At 56.7% G+C, this 15,737-nt stretch carries 13 protein-coding genes; 7 read left to right on the top strand and 6 right to left on the bottom strand.

Annotated features, from left to right (window positions below; all coding sequences use genetic code 11):
* Nucleotides 1–101 precede the first annotated feature (101 nt).
* Entirely contained in the window at nucleotides 102–605 is a 504-nt protein-coding gene (locus tag K1718_RS06505; RefSeq protein WP_265683193.1) for a TRAP transporter small permease subunit, read from the top strand.
* Entirely contained in the window at nucleotides 602–2,152 is a 1,551-nt protein-coding gene (locus K1718_RS06500) for a TRAP transporter large permease (protein WP_152500155.1), read from the top strand. Before K1718_RS06505 ends, K1718_RS06500 begins: the two co-directional genes overlap by 4 nt.
* Here K1718_RS06500 and K1718_RS06495 read toward each other — a convergent pair.
* The 6 genes from K1718_RS06495 to K1718_RS06470 form a co-directional block, all read right to left on the bottom strand.
* Nucleotides 2,146–3,306: a glycoside hydrolase family 3 protein gene (locus tag K1718_RS06495; protein WP_265683189.1), complete on the bottom strand. Its 1,161-nt coding sequence runs from the start codon at nucleotides 3,304–3,306 to the stop codon at nucleotides 2,146–2,148. The two genes, K1718_RS06500 and K1718_RS06495, sit on opposite strands and share 7 nt — an antisense overlap.
* 214 nt (nucleotides 3,307–3,520) lie before the next feature.
* Nucleotides 3,521–4,798, bottom strand: a complete 1,278-nt coding sequence (locus tag K1718_RS06490; RefSeq protein WP_265683187.1) for an aspartate aminotransferase family protein — start codon at nucleotides 4,796–4,798, stop codon at nucleotides 3,521–3,523.
* Nucleotides 4,799–4,826: 28 nt separating this feature from the next.
* On the bottom strand, nucleotides 4,827–5,951 hold the full coding sequence (locus K1718_RS06485; RefSeq protein WP_265683183.1) for a mandelate racemase/muconate lactonizing enzyme family protein: 1,125 nt from the start codon (nucleotides 5,949–5,951) through the stop codon (nucleotides 4,827–4,829).
* Complete coding sequence (locus K1718_RS06480) at nucleotides 5,948–7,063, bottom strand: mandelate racemase/muconate lactonizing enzyme family protein (protein WP_265684671.1); 1,116 nt, start codon at nucleotides 7,061–7,063, stop codon at nucleotides 5,948–5,950. Before K1718_RS06480 ends, K1718_RS06485 begins: the two co-directional genes overlap by 4 nt.
* Before the next feature lie 5 nt (nucleotides 7,064–7,068).
* On the bottom strand, nucleotides 7,069–8,163 hold the full coding sequence (locus K1718_RS06475; RefSeq protein WP_265683181.1) for an alcohol dehydrogenase family protein: 1,095 nt from the start codon (nucleotides 8,161–8,163) through the stop codon (nucleotides 7,069–7,071).
* Nucleotides 8,160–10,640: an FAD-dependent oxidoreductase gene (locus K1718_RS06470; protein ID WP_265683179.1), complete on the bottom strand. Its 2,481-nt coding sequence runs from the start codon at nucleotides 10,638–10,640 to the stop codon at nucleotides 8,160–8,162. Before K1718_RS06470 ends, K1718_RS06475 begins: the two co-directional genes overlap by 4 nt.
* Before the next feature lie 77 nt (nucleotides 10,641–10,717).
* Between K1718_RS06470 and K1718_RS06465 the strand changes: the two genes are divergently transcribed.
* From K1718_RS06465 to K1718_RS06445, 5 genes are read left to right on the top strand one after another with little or no spacing between them, the layout of a single operon-like run.
* Nucleotides 10,718–11,626, top strand: coding sequence for a MurR/RpiR family transcriptional regulator (locus K1718_RS06465; protein WP_152500151.1), 909 nt, complete (start codon nucleotides 10,718–10,720; stop codon nucleotides 11,624–11,626).
* Complete coding sequence (locus K1718_RS06460) at nucleotides 11,623–12,705, top strand: aromatic ring-hydroxylating oxygenase subunit alpha (protein ID WP_265683175.1); 1,083 nt, start codon at nucleotides 11,623–11,625, stop codon at nucleotides 12,703–12,705. Before K1718_RS06465 ends, K1718_RS06460 begins: the two co-directional genes overlap by 4 nt.
* Nucleotides 12,705–13,553: a hypothetical protein gene (locus tag K1718_RS06455; protein WP_265683173.1), complete on the top strand. Its 849-nt coding sequence runs from the start codon at nucleotides 12,705–12,707 to the stop codon at nucleotides 13,551–13,553. The genes K1718_RS06460 and K1718_RS06455 overlap by 1 nt, the downstream gene beginning before the upstream one ends.
* Complete coding sequence (locus K1718_RS06450; protein WP_265683172.1) at nucleotides 13,546–14,289, top strand: sulfotransferase-like domain-containing protein; 744 nt, start codon at nucleotides 13,546–13,548, stop codon at nucleotides 14,287–14,289. Before K1718_RS06455 ends, K1718_RS06450 begins: the two co-directional genes overlap by 8 nt.
* Nucleotides 14,286–15,737 (top strand): aldehyde dehydrogenase family protein, encoded by a 1,452-nt coding sequence (locus tag K1718_RS06445; RefSeq protein ID WP_265683170.1) that lies wholly within the window; start codon nucleotides 14,286–14,288, stop codon nucleotides 15,735–15,737. The genes K1718_RS06450 and K1718_RS06445 overlap by 4 nt, the downstream gene beginning before the upstream one ends.

The raw sequence follows: 15,737 nt of genomic DNA, 5'->3' as shown, positions 1-15,737 counted from the left end.
TGTTTGAAAAAATGAAGGGTGACAATCGGCAAGATTTCCCGTCCTAATTCAGGCTTGGAAAAGCACGATCCCAACCAATTGAAAAAGGCAGGGCGACCGCGATGGACAAACTGGCGGGCGCGCTTGAGCGCGTCAATTCTGTCATCGGCCACATATTATGCCGGGCCGCGCTCGGCATGCTGCTTTTGCAATTCGTAATCGTTCTGCTGCGGTACGTCTTCGGCTTCAGCTACATTTTTCTGGATGAGGGTGTGCTCTATTTTCATGCGTCCATTTTCATGCTGGGCGCCGGTTATACCTTTCTCGTCAATGCTCATGTACGGGTCGACATCTTCTACGCCAAGCTCGATGAGCGTCGACAGGCCTGGATTGATCTATTCGGTCATCTCTTCCTGTTGACCCCGGCCCTGATCGTTCTGATCTGGTTCTCCTGGCCGACCGTGCGCGGCAGTTGGGCCATTTTGGAAGGAGCGATATCCGTTGGCGGTATACCTGCCTCCTTCCTGCTGAAATCACTCATTCCCGCTTATTGCATCTTGTTGCTTATCCAGGGTTTGGCCGCGTTTTTGCGCGACCTTCAAAAACTGAAGGGCGCAAACGCATGAGCCTGCCGCTCGATCTGATCATGTTCGGCGCGTTGATCGCCTTCATCCTGCTCGGTTATCCAGTAGCGTTCACAATCGCAGGTGTCGCGACTGGCTTTGCGTTGCTCGGATGGTTTCTCGGTGACTTCAACATTCAGCTGATGGGCGCGATGGGCCAGCGTTTCTTCGGCGTTCTGACCAATCCGGTTCTGACCGCAATTCCGCTGTTCGTGCTGATGGGTGTCATCCTGGAAAAGAGCCGCATCGCCGAGGATCTCCTTGAAACCATGGGGCGTCTTTTCGGAAAGATGAACGGTGGCCTCGGCGTATCGGTCGTTCTGGTCGGAGCATTGCTTGCCGCCTCCACTGGCATTGTCGGTGCAACCGTTGTCGCCATGGGACTGATCGCGTTGCCGACCATGCTGCGCAATGGCTATGACCCGAAGCTTGCCTCCGGAATGGTCTGCACAGCCGGAACGCTTGGACAGATCATTCCGCCATCGACACTGCTGATCATTCTCGCCGATGTGATGTCGAATGCGTTCCAACAGGCACAATACGCACAAGGCAAGTTCACCATCGAGACAATCTCGGTCGGTCAGACCTTTGCCGCCGCAATGGTGCCGGGTCTGCTGTTGGTCGCCGTCTATTGTGTCTACATCATCGGACGAGCCGCCTTGTTTCCCAAGGACGCCCCGGCCATGAAGGAACATGTTGCTCCGCCGTCTTCAGCCGAAATCGCAGGAGCTGTGGTTCCACCCATCCTTCTTATAATCGCCGTGCTCGGGTCCATTCTTGGCGGCATCGCGTCTCCGAACGAAGCAGCGTCGGTCGGGGCCATCGGTGCCATCCTTCTTGCCGGTCGCAGACTTGGCATTTCAGTACGACTGATCGTATTGGCAACCGGTGCGCTTCTTGTCCTTGCTGTCGCCGCTTCGCTGCTTCCTGTCCGCCTGCAACGGTCCGACACGTCCATCGGCGGGTATGTGCTTGCCGCGCTCTATGCAGGATTGGCTCTCTTTGCCCTCGGCGTAGTCCTTCGCATTCTGAAGGCGGCATTTTCGGACGGGCTTTTGAAAGCCTCGCTCCTGTCGACATTGACCGTCACGTCGATGATTTTTGCCACCATCTTGATGGCAAGTTTCTTCTCGCTCGTCTTTGTCGGTCTGGGTGGCGAAGATCGCGTTCATGCATTGCTGAACGAAATGCCGGGGGGCCCAACCGGCGCGCTGATTTTCGCGATGCTTTTTGTTTTCATTCTCGGTTTCTTTCTCGATTTCGTCGAGATTTCCGTGATCCTGCTGCCGGTTCTGATCCCGCCCCTCATCCTGATGGGGATCGACCCGATCTGGCTGACCGTGCTGATCGCGATCAATCTGCAAACCTCGTTCTTGACGCCACCTTTCGGCTTTTCGCTCTTTTATCTGCGTGGTGCGGCTCCGAAGGAAATCACGACGGGTCAAATCTATCGCGGAGTGGTTCCGTTCATCGGATTGCAGATTGTTGCCGTCGCGATCCTTTGGTTTTTCCCGATCATCGCGACCTGGCTCCCGCGCTGGCTTTACTGAACGTTTTGCAACATACAGCGATCCGGGTCCGGCGCAATTTCCGAAAGCCACGCTTCAAGATCGCTGGAGGAAGCAAGCGCAAATGTGGACGCACCGCCAAGTCTGGCTTTAAGGGCAACAATTCTGTCATGAGCGGCGATGATCTTTTGGGCCAATTCCGGGTCTTTTGCGGATGCCTCAAGCAGAATGTCAGCCACTATTAAGGGGATGTCCGGGTCCGGTCGTTTGTCGTTTGCAAACAGAAGAATATCCGTTCCCCCGGCAACTGCCTTTACAACAGCATCTTTCAGGGAATGATTTCGGCGAATGGCATCCATCTGCAAATCGTCCGACATGATGACGCCGCCAAATCCGAGATCTTCACGCAAGACGCTGGACAAGACGACTTGCGAAAGCGACACCGGGCCTCTTTCGCCCTTGCCCTGCAGTTTTCGATTGATGACATGGGCAGTCATGATGATGTCCGCCCGGTCCTCATCAATCAGCTTGCGAAAGGGCTCAAGTTCCTTTTCCGACCAGCTTCGTGAAACATCAACCGCGCCTTTGTGACTGTCCCGGCGGCTCGACCCGTGGCCTGGAAAATGCTTCAAAGCGGTCAGGACGCCATGCCTGCGGTGCGCCTCGACAAATGCTCCGCCATAGGCTGCAACGCGGTCCGGATCACGAGAATAGGAACGGCCAAGTCGACCAATGATCGGATTGCGCGGATTGATGTCCACATCCACGACCGGGCCGAGGTTAAGTGTGAATCCCCACTCTTCAAGTCCTGCGGCGAGCACACCATAAGCATCGACGGCATCGGACAAACTTGACTGCTTTGCGATCTGTTTTGCCGATGGTGTTTGCGGAAATCCGTGGTGGCGTTTGAGGCGCTGGACAACACCCCCTTCCTGATCAATTGCGATCAACGCCGGCATCCGGGAAGGACTTGCGCTCCGAAGTGCGCCATTCATCCGGCGCACGGTTTCTTGGTCCCGAAGATTGCGTCCAAGATAAAGAACGCCGCCAATTGCACCGGATTGAAGTTGCCCGCGGACCTTTTGAAACCCAGACGCTTCAGGCCGGTCTCCCAGAAATCCGACCACAATCATCTGGCCGATCTTGTCTCTGAGGTCGACGCGTTTTTCTTCTGGAGCGCCTGCGCCCTCCGGCATTGACGCAGCCAAACTCACAGCCACAGCACCAAAAACGCCCAAGGCGGGTAAAAAGACACGACCAATGAGAAGTCTGATGCAGCATTTTGGCATCCGCCGGGCTCCGTACGATCGACGGTTTTTCTCAAGTCCGGACTTGTGCGGCCCTACACGCGGTCACGTCGGATTGAGACGAACGGTCGAAGTGCAAGGAGGGATATTATGCTGAAACAGATCAGGCCACCAGTGCGCGTGCAGCTGTCTCCATCGCCGCTTCCGTTTGAACCAGATCGGCTTCCGTCAATGCCAGATGCGTATAGAGTTTGCTGTCAGGCTTCAGTATTCCGCTCGAACGCATGCTTTGATTGAAGACTTTTGCCTTGTCTGCATCACCTTTCAGAACGTCACGGTAGCTCTTCACTGGTGTATCGGTAAAGACAACGTCGAACAGCACGGGATCGCCAACGATTTGATGAGCGATACCCTGTCCGTTCAGCGCATTGGTAAGCGCAGCCATCAACCGCTCACCATGTTTCCTGATGGTCTCATAGGCCCCTGGGCGCTTGAGAATTTCCAATGTCTTCAGCCCCGCGACACTGGCAACAGGGTTGCCGCTGAGCGTGCCGATCTGGAAAGTGAACCCCTTGTCTCCGACAATTGACCTGTCGAAGTGGTCCATGATTTCCTTCTTCCCGGCAACCGCAGCCAGGGGGAAACCGCCGCCAATCACTTTGCCCAGCGTGCACAAGTCAGGAACGACACCGTAGGCCTCCTGCGCGCCACCGTAGGCGAGCCGAAACCCGGTGACGACTTCATCGAACACCAAGACGATACCGTGTTTTTCAGTCTCTTCACGAAGCGTTTCGAGAAAACCCGGCTCTGGCGGGATAAGCCGTTGCAAAGGTTCAACGATCACGCAGGCAATGTCATTGGCGTGCTCCGCAATCAACTGCCGGGCAAACTCCGCATCGTTGAACGGTGCGATCAACATGTCGTCTCGAACGCTTTCCGGCGTTCCGGCCGTATCGGATACGGCCTGCGGGAAGTTGACCAGAGTTTTCGGCGACAGGCTCATCAAGGCCTCCGCCGACATGCCGTGGTAGCCACCTTCGAATTTGAGGATCTTGTCCCGTCCGGTATGAGCCCGGGCTAGCCTCATGGCGTACATGTCGGCCTCGCCTCCGGTCGAGACATACCGGATCTGGTCGGCGCACGGCACGGCTTCTACCAGCACTTCGGCCAGTTCGATGCCGCGAGCGTTGTTGGTAAAGAAGGTCAGGCCCTTTGCGAGTTGTTCTTCGACAGCCTCCAGCACTTCAGGATGACCATGGCCGATCAACATCGGGCCTGAGCCAATCAGGTAGTCAATAAACTCTGCACCGTCCTCGTCCCACACTCTCGAACCCTTGCCTTCGCGAATAACGATGCCAGGTTCGAAGTTTCCGAAACCAGCCGCCGGCAACACTTTGGCAGCACGATCCGTCCAGTCTTTTTGAGAAATCGAGGTCTTCATCGCGTGGCCTCCTTCGGCCAGATTTCAATTATGCGGCAAGGGAAAGAACCGGGTCGCCGAGGTCGTCCGCATTTGGCCAAACACCGAGCCCCGGTCCTTGCGGCGGTGCAAGTCGACCGTTGTTGCGGCTTGGCGCTTCCGGGTCAAGGCGTGGAGTGACATAACCCGACAGATCACACACATTCATGATCGAGCCTGGCGGCGTTGCTGCTGCAACATGCAAAGCGGCAGCTGTTGCGATGTCAGACCCCCAAGTGTCTTCGACGCACATCTTCGCCCCAAAGTGCAGACAGAGATCCCTTGCCCGGCGTAGTTCGGTAATGCCACCAAACTTGCTGAGCTTCAAAGCGACAGCATCCATGCAGCCAAGCTCGTAGGCCTTGAGTAGTGTTGCCATGTCATGCGCATTTTCGTCGAGCTTCATCGGAAGTCCTGTCGCGGCTCTGACGGCAGCGCATTCTTCCAAAGTCGCGCAAGGCTGTTCCAGCATGAGATCCAAATCCGCGACGGCCCGGCCGACACGTGTCGCGTCAAGCCTCGTGGCACCGCAGTTCCAGTCCCCATACACCAGTGCACCGCCACCAACGGCTTCCCGAACCTTTTTCAGACGGCAGACGTCTGCCTGCCAGTCATCATCCGCACCAAGCTTGACCTGGATCTGGCGCATACCGGACGCAATCGCCTCCTGTGCCATTCGTGCCATCTCATCAGGGTCTATGCAGGTAATGGAATGATAGAGCGGCAGGTCAGAGCATTGCCGGCCACCAAGGAGCGTATAAACCGGCACTCCGCAGGCTTTGCCCGTCAGGTCCCAAAGTGCGATATCGATAGCAGATTGCGCATAACGATGCCCTTGAAGATGAGACCGGCAGGCCGTCATCAGGGCCTCGACCCCGACCGGGTTCGAACCGATAAGGACAGGGGCCAATTCCTCAAGCGCCGGGGCAACGCCGCGTGCATATGCAGGCAGATAGTGCGGGATCGGACAAACCTCGCCCCAGCCGGAAAGCCCGGTGTCCGTGTCGATGCGAAGGACCATGCTGTCAACCGTGGCACAGGTTTTTCCGGACGCCATGTAATACGTCTCATGACTTGTCAGGGGCACCCGCCAAAGGGTCAAAGCAGAGATGCGAATGTCTGGAAAATTGGTCACCGCGCACCCCCATAGACCGCAACAGGTTTGCCAAGTCGGTCAGGATCAGGAACAACTCCAACACCTGGCGTATCGTTGAGAGTGACGAACCCATCCACGTTGCGCCCGCCCTGGCCCGGCACCGGGTCGTGTGCAAGATGCGCGTGACAAAGCCAGCTTGCCAATCGGTTGGCGTCAGGTGTCGAGGCAGCAAGATGCAAACTTGCCGTATCTGCAAACGCGCTGCCGCCAGTGTCTTCTATGTGCATTTGCCAACCGACCGAGACACCGAAGTCGCGAATTTGCCGGGCACGTGTCAGCCCGCCGACACGATTGGGTTTGACCTTCACGCCCTGGCAAGCCCCCAGTCTCCAGGCATCAAGATGATCCTGAAACGTATGCAGGCACTCGTCGAGCATGATCGGCTGTGGAACCCTGGCTGCAACGGATGCAGACTGTTCCAGCGTTTCGCATGGTTGCTCGATCCAGTCGCGCGCTTTGACTGCGTTCAGAACCTGCAGCGCAACGCCCGGTGTCCAGGCTCGATTGACATCGAAAGTCACCTCTTCGCCTTGTTTCAAAGACGCCGAGATCGCCTCGATACGTTCGATATCAGCGGCAAAGTCCTGCCCGCCGATTTTGGCAGAATGGGTGCGATATCCTTTTTCGCTCGCGGCCATGATATCGGCAATCATTTCGTCCGGTGAGCCGGTCGATATGGAAGAATTTACGGCGACCGCAGCCGGTGTTTCCGTGCCCAGCAACGTCCACAACGGCAGTTCGAACGATTTGCCGAGCAGATCCCAACAGGCAATGTCGAGGGGCGCTTTTGCGTAAGGATGACCCGGCAGCTGGACGTCCATCGTCCGGTTGATGTCATCCAACGCACGTGGATCCCGCCCGATCAGTGCAGGAGCGAGAATACCAAGGGCAGCTCTCAGTCCATCGCCATAGGCGGGCAGATAGGTATGGCCCCAGGGGCAGCCTTCGCCCCAACCGGCAAGACCCTCATCCGTTTCGATACGGATGAAGGTGCTGTCGATTTCCTCAAATTTCAGCCGCCCTCCGGACAGCCAGTAAGGTTTCGCCAGCGGCAACGCGACCTGCCAGACAGAAATGCAAGTGATCTTCATGCTTTTCACGGCACCACCACAATGTTGCCTGCGTGTTTCTTGTCGATAAAGGCCGTCTGCGCAGCATGGAAATCCTTCAAGGGATAGGTGGCGGCCAGAACAGGCCGGATTTCCTCCCGTTCGATATAGCCCACCAGGTCACCGAAGATATGCGGTGCGACTACGGTTGAACCGGTAAAGGTCAGATCTCGCAAATAGAAAGTCCTTAGATCGAAGTCGACGATCGGGCCGGCGATTGCCCCGGAACACGTATACCGTCCGCCTCTTTCAAGCGCGTCGATCAGCGATGGCCAGTGGTCTCCGCCGACAATGTCGGCGACGACAGAAACAGTCTGACTGCCGATCGCCGAATTGAGCGCGGCCTTAAGGTCCTCCGGCGCACGCTCCAGAACGACGTCTGCGCCAAGTTCCTTGACAATTTCATGCTTCGAAATGGACGCAAGTCCAATGACCGTGGCACCGCGCCGTTTCGCCAGTTGGATCAGCGCTGAGCCAACGCCCCCGGATGCACCGGTGATCAGAACCGTGTCGTCTGCGCCCACTGCCGCTCGACTGAGCATGCCTTCAGCGGTCGTATAGGAACAGGAGAAGGTCGCCAATTCCGCATCGCTTAGCGACGAATTGATGGCAACAACGTTTTTCGCATCGACCTTTGTGTATTGGGCATAACCACCGTCACATTCTGAGCCGAAATATCCGGTCTTGTCGCGGTTCTTTGGATCCGACCAGTCACGCAGCCAGCAATCGACAAGCACACGTTGGCCTAGAAGGTTTTGAGGCGCTCCGTTACCCAAACCAACGACAACCCCGACGGCATCGGCTCCTTGTATGCGCGGAAAGGTGATCGGCCGACCACCCCAGGTCGGATCGCTTTCATCAACCTCTTCATATGCGCCGCCCGTAGTCGCATCCGAAACGGTCTTGGAATACCAGCCGGACCGAGTGTTGACGTCAGTGTTGTTCAAACCGCAGGCACCGACCTTGATCAACACTTCACCTTCCGTCGGCACAGGCACTGGCCAATCTTCGTGCCAGACCAGTTGATCAAGACCGCCGTGACCCTCCAGAACCATGGCGTTCATCTTTGCCGGAAGGCTCATTCGGCTGCGACCTCCACCCTGGCATCGGTGCGTGGCAACAGACTGTCTGGATCGTAGGCTGGAACTTCAAGCACCCGCGCTTTGCGAGGCGAATTCATGATGACAACTTCAAGTTCCTGGCCTGGAGTTGCGGCGTCCGGTCTGACATAGGCAAATGCCAGAATCTTGCCAACCGTGTGGCCATAGGCGACGGAGCTCGTTGCCCCAACCGCTTCTCCGTTCAACAACACAGCCTCACCGCCATGGCCGTCTTCTAAACCGTCAGGTTCAACTTCCAGATAGACGCATATCCAGGACAATTCGGCCGCCTCTGCGCTGTCGACCGTTGCCGACTTACCGAGGAAATCCGCCTTGTCCAATTTGACGAAGCGCATCACATCCGCTTCCGGCAAGGTGACTTCGTTGGTGAGTTCTCCCGCGCCTTTAAACCCTTTTTCCAGACGCAACGCATTCATGGCAAAAGAGCCGTAGTCGGTCAGCCCAAGCGGTTCCCCTGTCTTCCACAGAGCGTCATAGACTGCGAGCATGTCCTCGCGTGGAATGTGGAATTCCCAGCCAAGTTCGCCTGCATAAGACATACGCAAAGCCCAGAGCTTCCTGCCCGCGACTTCAATTTCCTGCGCTGTCAGCCAGCGAAATGCAGCATTGTCGAGCCGCGCTGATGTGTTCGGCTGCAGGATGTCGCGAGCCAAAGGTCCATTGAGCGTCATCGCGCCCCACTCAGTGGACAGGTTTCGAACCGTTACGGCTTCGCCGTTAAGTTCTTGTGCCAGATGGTCCAGCAGCCGCTGTTCGAAAAAGGCAGCGCAAACAAGATAGAAGCGATTTTCTTCAAGCCTGACGACGGTCAGCTCCAATTCGATCCGACCCCGTCGATTGAGTATGTGGGTGAGCGCTATGCCGCCAACCTTCTTGGGCAGCCTGTTTGCAACGAGCCTGTCCAGATAGGCCTCAGAATCCCGTCCGGTGAGCTCAACCTTGGTGAAAGCCGATATGTCCATTATGCCGGCGGCTGATCGAACGGCACGCATCTCCTCACCTACGACATCATGCCATTCCGCCCGCTTGAAGGAATAGTAGTCCCTTTGTTCCAGACCGTTTCGTGCAAACCAGCGCGGACGCTCATGACCATAAACCTCTTCATAGACAGCCCCCTTTTCCTTCAACCGCTCATAGAGCGGGCTGGGCTTGACCGGCCGTCCTTCGAGACGATTGAAATGGGGGAACGGAATTTCGTGCCGAAGACAGTAGTCTTCCTTGGCCTTGACCACTTGCCAGTCCTTGTCCGCATAGTCTCCAAATCGCCTTGGGTCGAATTCGCGCATGGAGATGTCGGCAGCACCGTGAACCATCCATCGTGCGAGTTCCCGCGTCAGCCCCGGGCCCCAGCCAATGCCGATTTGTGTCCCGCAACAGCACCAGTAATTTCGCACACCGGGAGCCGGCCCAATCAACGGATGGCCATCAGGCGGATGGGAAATTGCACCATGAACTTCGCGCTTGATGCCAAGTTCAGAAAAGATCGGCATCCGGTCCATGGCATTTTCCAGCCATGGCATGATGCGGTCATAGTCCGCTTCAAAGAGTTCGTTTTCAGCCTCCCACGGGCAGAACTCTTCCCACACGGTGTTGGGATTCTCCTTTTCATAAATACCGATCAGGCCGCATTTCTGCTCCATGCGAATGTAGCCGGAGACAAGTTTGTCGTCGCGGATCACAGGCAGCTCCTGATCCAGCTCCAGGAATTCAGGAACTGTGTCTGTGACGATGTAGTGGTGGGTCATGGAAGTCATCGGCAGTTGAAGCCCACTCCACTCACCCATCTGCCGTGCATAGGTGCCACCCGCATTGACCACATGCTCGCAGGTGATGTCTCCAAGCTCGGTCGAGACTTTCCACTCACCATTGGCCTGCTGTTTGATGTCGGTTGCCCGGCAGCGCCGAACGATCTTCACGCCGAGTTTTCGGGCACCGATAGCCAGTGCCTGGGTCACGCCTGACGGATCTGCGTGCCCGTCTTCCGGCGTATGCAATCCGCCCAGAACGCCATCCAGATTGTAGAAGGGATGCAACTCACGAATACGGTCAGGGCTGACAAGCTCCATGGGAAACTTCAGGGCTCTGCCGACGCTCATGGTGTGGCGCAGCCAGTCCATCTCGTCTTGTGTGTAGGCAAGCCGGAACGACCCGCAACCATGCCAGGTGACCGATTGTCCGGTCTCTTCCTCCAGCAAGCCGGAATAGAGATCGATGTTGTATCCGACACATTTCCCGAGGCCGAAACTCGATGTGGAATGCGTGATCTGACCGGCGGCATGCCAGGTCGATCCGGAAGTCAGTTCGGCCTTTTCAAGGAGCACGACATCCGACCAGCCTTCATGCGCCAGGTGGTATGCGAGACCGCAGCCCATGATCCCGCCACCCACGATGACCACACGTGCGTGTTTGGGCAGTTTCGACGTTTCCGTTTCCGACAAGACTTAAGCTCCATGGCCGGTGATTTTTCGATGGACAGCGTAATTGTACAAATGTACTCTCGTCAATCATGAATGATATGAATGTACCAAAAGCAGATTTGAAAGCCCCCCAGGACGTGCTGGAAGACCTGGCGACCGAGCTTGAGGAACTCACGCCGGAGTTGCGCAAGGCCGCCAGCTATGTGCTTGAAAACCCGAATGATGTCGGTGTGAGCTCGATCCGCGAAATCGCGGACGCGGCCGGTGTGAAACCAAACACTTTCGTACGCATGGCCCGCTCCGTCGGGTTCGAAGGCTATGAAGACTTCCGGCACCCGTTTCGCGAAGCCATCCGCAGCCGCGGCACGGATTTTCCCGATCGGGCACGCTGGTTGCAGTCGCTCGCCAAAGGGGGGCAGCTTGGCAGCCTGTTTGCGGAAATGGCAGCTTGCGCAATTTCGAATATCGAAAACACGTTCGCCACCACCACCGCGGACGACATGAAGGCTGCGGCCGATGCGATCGTTAATGCGCGTCACACCTACGTGCTCGGTGTCGGCGTCAACAACTCGAACGCTCGCAACTTCACCTATCTGGCAGATATGGCCGTCGATACGATCTGGACCATTCCTCGCATGGGGTCTGTCGCCACGGATGACCTGGCACGGGCAGACGAGCGCGACGTGATCGTTGCAATGACCTGCAAGCCCTATCGGACAGACGTGATCAAGGCAGTAGAAGTTGCGCGTGAACAGGGCCTGACGGTCATCGCCATCTCGGACAGCCCCGCCTCACCCATCGTTGTCGGCAGCAAGCACTCCTTCATCGTCGATGCGGAAACACCTCAATTCTTTCCATCCTCCGTATCAACCATTGCCCTGCTGGAAACACTGCTTGCCTTCGTAATCGCCGACGCGCCGGAAGAGGTGATCTCAAGCATCGAACGCTTCCACACACGCCGTCACACCATGGGGCTCTATCAGGAAGAGTGGAAGGACCGCTCATGAACGTTCACAGCCAGCTCATTCATTCCCTCGAAGCCCGGTACTACACCGACCCGGATCACTACGAGCTTGAAAAAAGTGGCTTGCTGGCGCGAACGTGGCAATTTGCCGGACACTCCTCGCTTCTCGAAAAACCAGGAGACTACTTCACGATCGAAATCGCCGGCGAAAGTCTCATCTGCCTGCGCGACAAGGACAGCACCCTCAGAGCCTATTACAACGTTTGCCAGCACAGGGCTCACCAACTTGTGCAAGGCGAAGGCAATACCAAGTTGCTGGTCTGCCCCTATCACAGCTGGACATACGAGCTGACGGGCGGATTGCGGTCTGGCCCGAATGTGCGTTCAGTTCCCGGGTTCGATCGCAACAAGATCTGCCTCACATCCGTTCAGATTGAAGACTTCTGCGGTTTCCTGTTCGTCAATCTCGACCCGAACGCAAAACCGATGGATGACTGGTTCCCAAGTGTTCGTGAAGAGCTGCGTTCCTTCGTCCCGCACATCGACCGGCTGAAGCCGCTTGAGTGGGTGGAAATAGAAGAAAACTGCAATTGGAAAGTCTCGGTCGAAAACTACTCCGAGTGCTACCACTGCCCCATCAACCACCCAACCTTTGCAACCGGCGTCATAAGACCGGAAACCTACGATATTCAGCCCCAGGGATATTGCCTCCGGCACACAACAGAATGCCAGAACCTGGATCGGATGACCTACGACGTCGACCTTGCCTCGAATGAACATGCAGGCGATTACTCGTCATGGTTTCTCTGGCCCTTGTTTTCCTTCCAGGTCTATCCGGGAAACATTCTGAACACGTACCATTGGCGTCCGGTAGACGTTGACCACGTTGTGGTCTGGCGCGGCTGGTACACGGTGGATGGCGTCGATAGCGAAGTCATACGGCGGCTTGCAGTTCAGGACCGTTCGACCACCGTCGAGGAAGACATCTATCTCGTGGAATCCGTCCACAAGGGACTCAAGAGCCGCGGGTATACGCCCGGCCCCCTGGTCCTGGACCCTGCTTGTGGCGTGCATTCAGAGCATTCGATCAAGGCCCTTCAGAGCTGGATGAGAGAGGCCTGATGGCCGCACCGGCACCGAAGAAAAGCAGCATGCCGTTGCATTGGACAACGGATCAGAAGCTGTTCCCGCATCAGGTCGGGTTTACATGTCCGCCACATGATTGGGATGCCGCCCCAAGTGATTTTCTGCGCATCGCACCGCGCAGCGTTGGCGTTCACGGCTGGATGTTGCATGTGCCAGACTACGCACATCAATTGGATCAACGGGCGCAGAACTTCCAGATGCTGGAAGAATTTGCTGCGGTCATGGCCAACAACGGTGCAAATGCCTGCGGTCAGGTTGGCTCAAACTGGGTCCATGCTTCGGGTCTTGGTGTGCAGGGTATTGCAGATTTTTGCAAGAAGCTGAGCGACCGTCATGGCCTGGCTTTTCACATGGCCGGTTTTGCAATGGTGGAAGCGTTGCGCGCCATGAATGTTGAAAAGGTCGCACTGAACGCTGTCTATCATTGGCCAGATTGGTGGCAGGGCACCGTCGCCTTTTTGAAAGAAGCCGGGTTCGATGTGGTCTGGGCAGGCAATTTTGTCGATCAGGGCTGGTTTTCATCACAGGAAGATGTGAACGCAAAGAGGTGGATATTTGACGGCGACCTCGCCGCCAAGAGTTTTGCCTATGTCGCAGAGCAGGCACCAGGTGCGGATGCCTATCTGGCCAACGGAATGGTCAATTTCCGCAGCGGGGCGGACCATCTCCCGGAACGTATGCTGCATCTCACCCCAGAACTCGAAGCCATGCTCGGGAAACCGGTCATCGCCCACGACACTGCGCTTTACTGGCGGATTTTCAAATCATTGGAGCTTGCACCGGTCGGCCGGCATGGAATGTTGTTGGAGACGCTTCATGCATAAGATCATCGCGCTATGGGCCATCCCGCGGTCCACCTCAACGGCCTTTGAATGGATGATGCGCCAACGGGGCGATCTGGATTGCCTGCATGAACCGTTCGGTGAAGCCTGGTATCAGGGCGAGATACCGTTCTGGCCCCGCTGGCAACCTCACGAAAAGACGACGCCCGGGCTGACGCTTGAAAGCGTATGGGATGATATCCAGGCACGTGCTGAGAAGGCCCCGGTCTTCTTGAAGGACTTCCCGCACTACATCTGCCATATGTGGGATGAGCAGTTTTTGTCCAACTTCACACATGCCTTTCTGATCCGCGATCCAGCGCTGACCATCACATCTATGTATCACAAATGGCCAGACTTCGATGCCGCCGAAGTCGGCTTTCCCGAGCAGCGTGCACTCTTTGATCTGCTCACCGCGCTGAATGGCACCACGCCCCCTGTGATCGACAGCAACGACCTTTTGGAAAACCCGCATGGCACTGTCGATGCATTCTGCGCAGCCGTCGGCATCCCATTTTTGGAAAGCGCCCTGAGCTGGCAACCTAGCGCGGATACTGGTCAATACAGCTGGTGGGACGGCGGCTCTTTTCACGCCAATCTGAAAAACTCGACAGGCCTCGAACCGCAACCCCGCAAGTATGTCGAGATCTCGGAAGCACCGTTCAGGGTTCAACACGTCTATCGGCGCATGAAACCCCACTATGATCGTCTTCATGCTCACAGGATCAAGGTTCAGTGACAGACATTCCAGGCCTTTGGCAGAACTTCATTGGTGGCAATTTCGTAGGTGGTGGCGCAGGCCGTCTTGACGTTCTTGACCCGGCGACCGGCGAAAAGCTTGCTGAACAGGCATTGGCCGATGCAACCGATGTCGACCGCGCCGTAAGTGCAGCAAAAGCGCTAAGTGAGCATCGAGCCTGGTCCGGATTGCGCCCGGTCGAACGGGGGCGGATTGTGCGCCGAATGGGCGACTATCTTCTGGACCGGATTGATGAAATCGCCCCGATCCTGACAAGAGAAGCAGGAAAACCCTTGTGGGAAGCCAAACTGGAGATCGAAGGGGCTGCAAGGTATTTCGAGTATTACGGCAATCAGGCCGAAACCATGGAAGGCCGCTCGATCCCTCTGGGGGACGGATACTTCGATTTCACCACTCATATTCCTTTTGGTGTTTCTGCACAGATCATCCCGTGGAACTATCCGATGGAGATGACCGCCAGGTCTGTGTCCGCCGCTCTTGCCGTCGGTTGCTCCGTGGTTGTGAAAACGCCCGAACTCGATCCGCTCACCAACAGGTTTTTCGCCGACGCAGCTATCGCCTGCGATTTGCCTAGCGGTGCTCTCAACATCATTTGCGGGCTGGGCAAAGACGCAGGCGCAGCCCTTGCGGCCCATCCCGAAGTCAATCAGATCGTTTTCACCGGGTCTGTCCCGACCGGCGCAGCAATCGCCACCGCTGCCGCGCAGAACGTCGTGCCGTGTGTTCTCGAACTGGGCGGTAAATCGGCTGCGATCGTCCACGACGACGCTGACCTGGACTCCTTTCTGTCCGATGTCCGTTGGGGCATCTATTTCAACGCGGGTCAGGTTTGTTCGGCAATGTCCAGGGTCATTGTTCAGGAAACGATACATGACAAGCTTGTCGACGGGATCGTCGCAATGGCAGAGACGCTGCAGGTCGGGAACGGCATGGACTTTCCAGACTTCGGTTCGAACATGGGCGCGATGATTTCCGAAAACCAGTGTCAACGCGCCTGCGGCATGGTGTCTGAGGCTGAACGGGAAGGAGCGCGCGCTGCCACAGGCGGCAGGCGCTTGAACCGGCCTGGCTACTTTCTGGAGCCAACCGTCCTGACGGATGTGACGCCACAAATGGCCATTGCCCGAGACGAGGTTTTCGGGCCCGTGCTCTCTGTTCTGAAGTTCAGCACTGAAGACGAAGCTATTAACATTGCCAACGCCACGCCTTATGGGCTGGTAGGAGGGGTCTTTACTGCCGACATCGATCGCGCAATGCGAGCAGCCGATCGCCTGCGTGCCGGTCAGGTCTTCGTGAATGAATGGTACGCAGGAGGCGTCGAGACACCTTTCGGCGGCTTCGGTCAATCCGGATATGGCCGCGAAAAGGGCCGCGAGGCGTTGCTCAACTATGTTCAGACAAAAAACGTCGCCATCAAGCTGAGGTAA

The sequence above is a fragment of the Roseibium porphyridii genome (assembly GCF_026191725.2).
GTDB lineage: Bacteria > Pseudomonadota > Alphaproteobacteria > Rhizobiales > Stappiaceae > Roseibium > Roseibium porphyridii.
This window is presented reverse-complemented; position numbering and strand designations above follow the sequence as displayed.

Excerpts from the sequence above, each read along its gene's own strand:
- K1718_RS06505 (WP_265683193.1), top strand. The coding sequence starts at position 102 with ATGGACAAACTGGCGGGCGCGCTTGAGCGCGTCAATTCTGTCATCGGC.
- K1718_RS06500 (WP_152500155.1), top strand. The coding sequence starts at position 602 with ATGAGCCTGCCGCTCGATCTGATCATGTTCGGCGCGTTGATCGCCTTC.
- K1718_RS06495 (WP_265683189.1), bottom strand. The coding sequence starts at position 3,306 with ATGCCGGAGGGCGCAGGCGCTCCAGAAGAAAAACGCGTCGACCTCAGA.
- K1718_RS06490 (WP_265683187.1), bottom strand. The coding sequence starts at position 4,798 with ATGAAGACCTCGATTTCTCAAAAAGACTGGACGGATCGTGCTGCCAAA.
- K1718_RS06480 (WP_265684671.1), bottom strand. The coding sequence starts at position 7,063 with ATGAAGATCACTTGCATTTCTGTCTGGCAGGTCGCGTTGCCGCTGGCG.
- K1718_RS06475 (WP_265683181.1), bottom strand. The coding sequence starts at position 8,163 with ATGAGCCTTCCGGCAAAGATGAACGCCATGGTTCTGGAGGGTCACGGC.
- K1718_RS06465 (WP_152500151.1), top strand. The coding sequence starts at position 10,718 with ATGAATGTACCAAAAGCAGATTTGAAAGCCCCCCAGGACGTGCTGGAA.
- K1718_RS06460 (WP_265683175.1), top strand. The coding sequence starts at position 11,623 with ATGAACGTTCACAGCCAGCTCATTCATTCCCTCGAAGCCCGGTACTAC.
- K1718_RS06455 (WP_265683173.1), top strand. The coding sequence starts at position 12,705 with ATGGCCGCACCGGCACCGAAGAAAAGCAGCATGCCGTTGCATTGGACA.
- K1718_RS06450 (WP_265683172.1), top strand. The coding sequence starts at position 13,546 with ATGCATAAGATCATCGCGCTATGGGCCATCCCGCGGTCCACCTCAACG.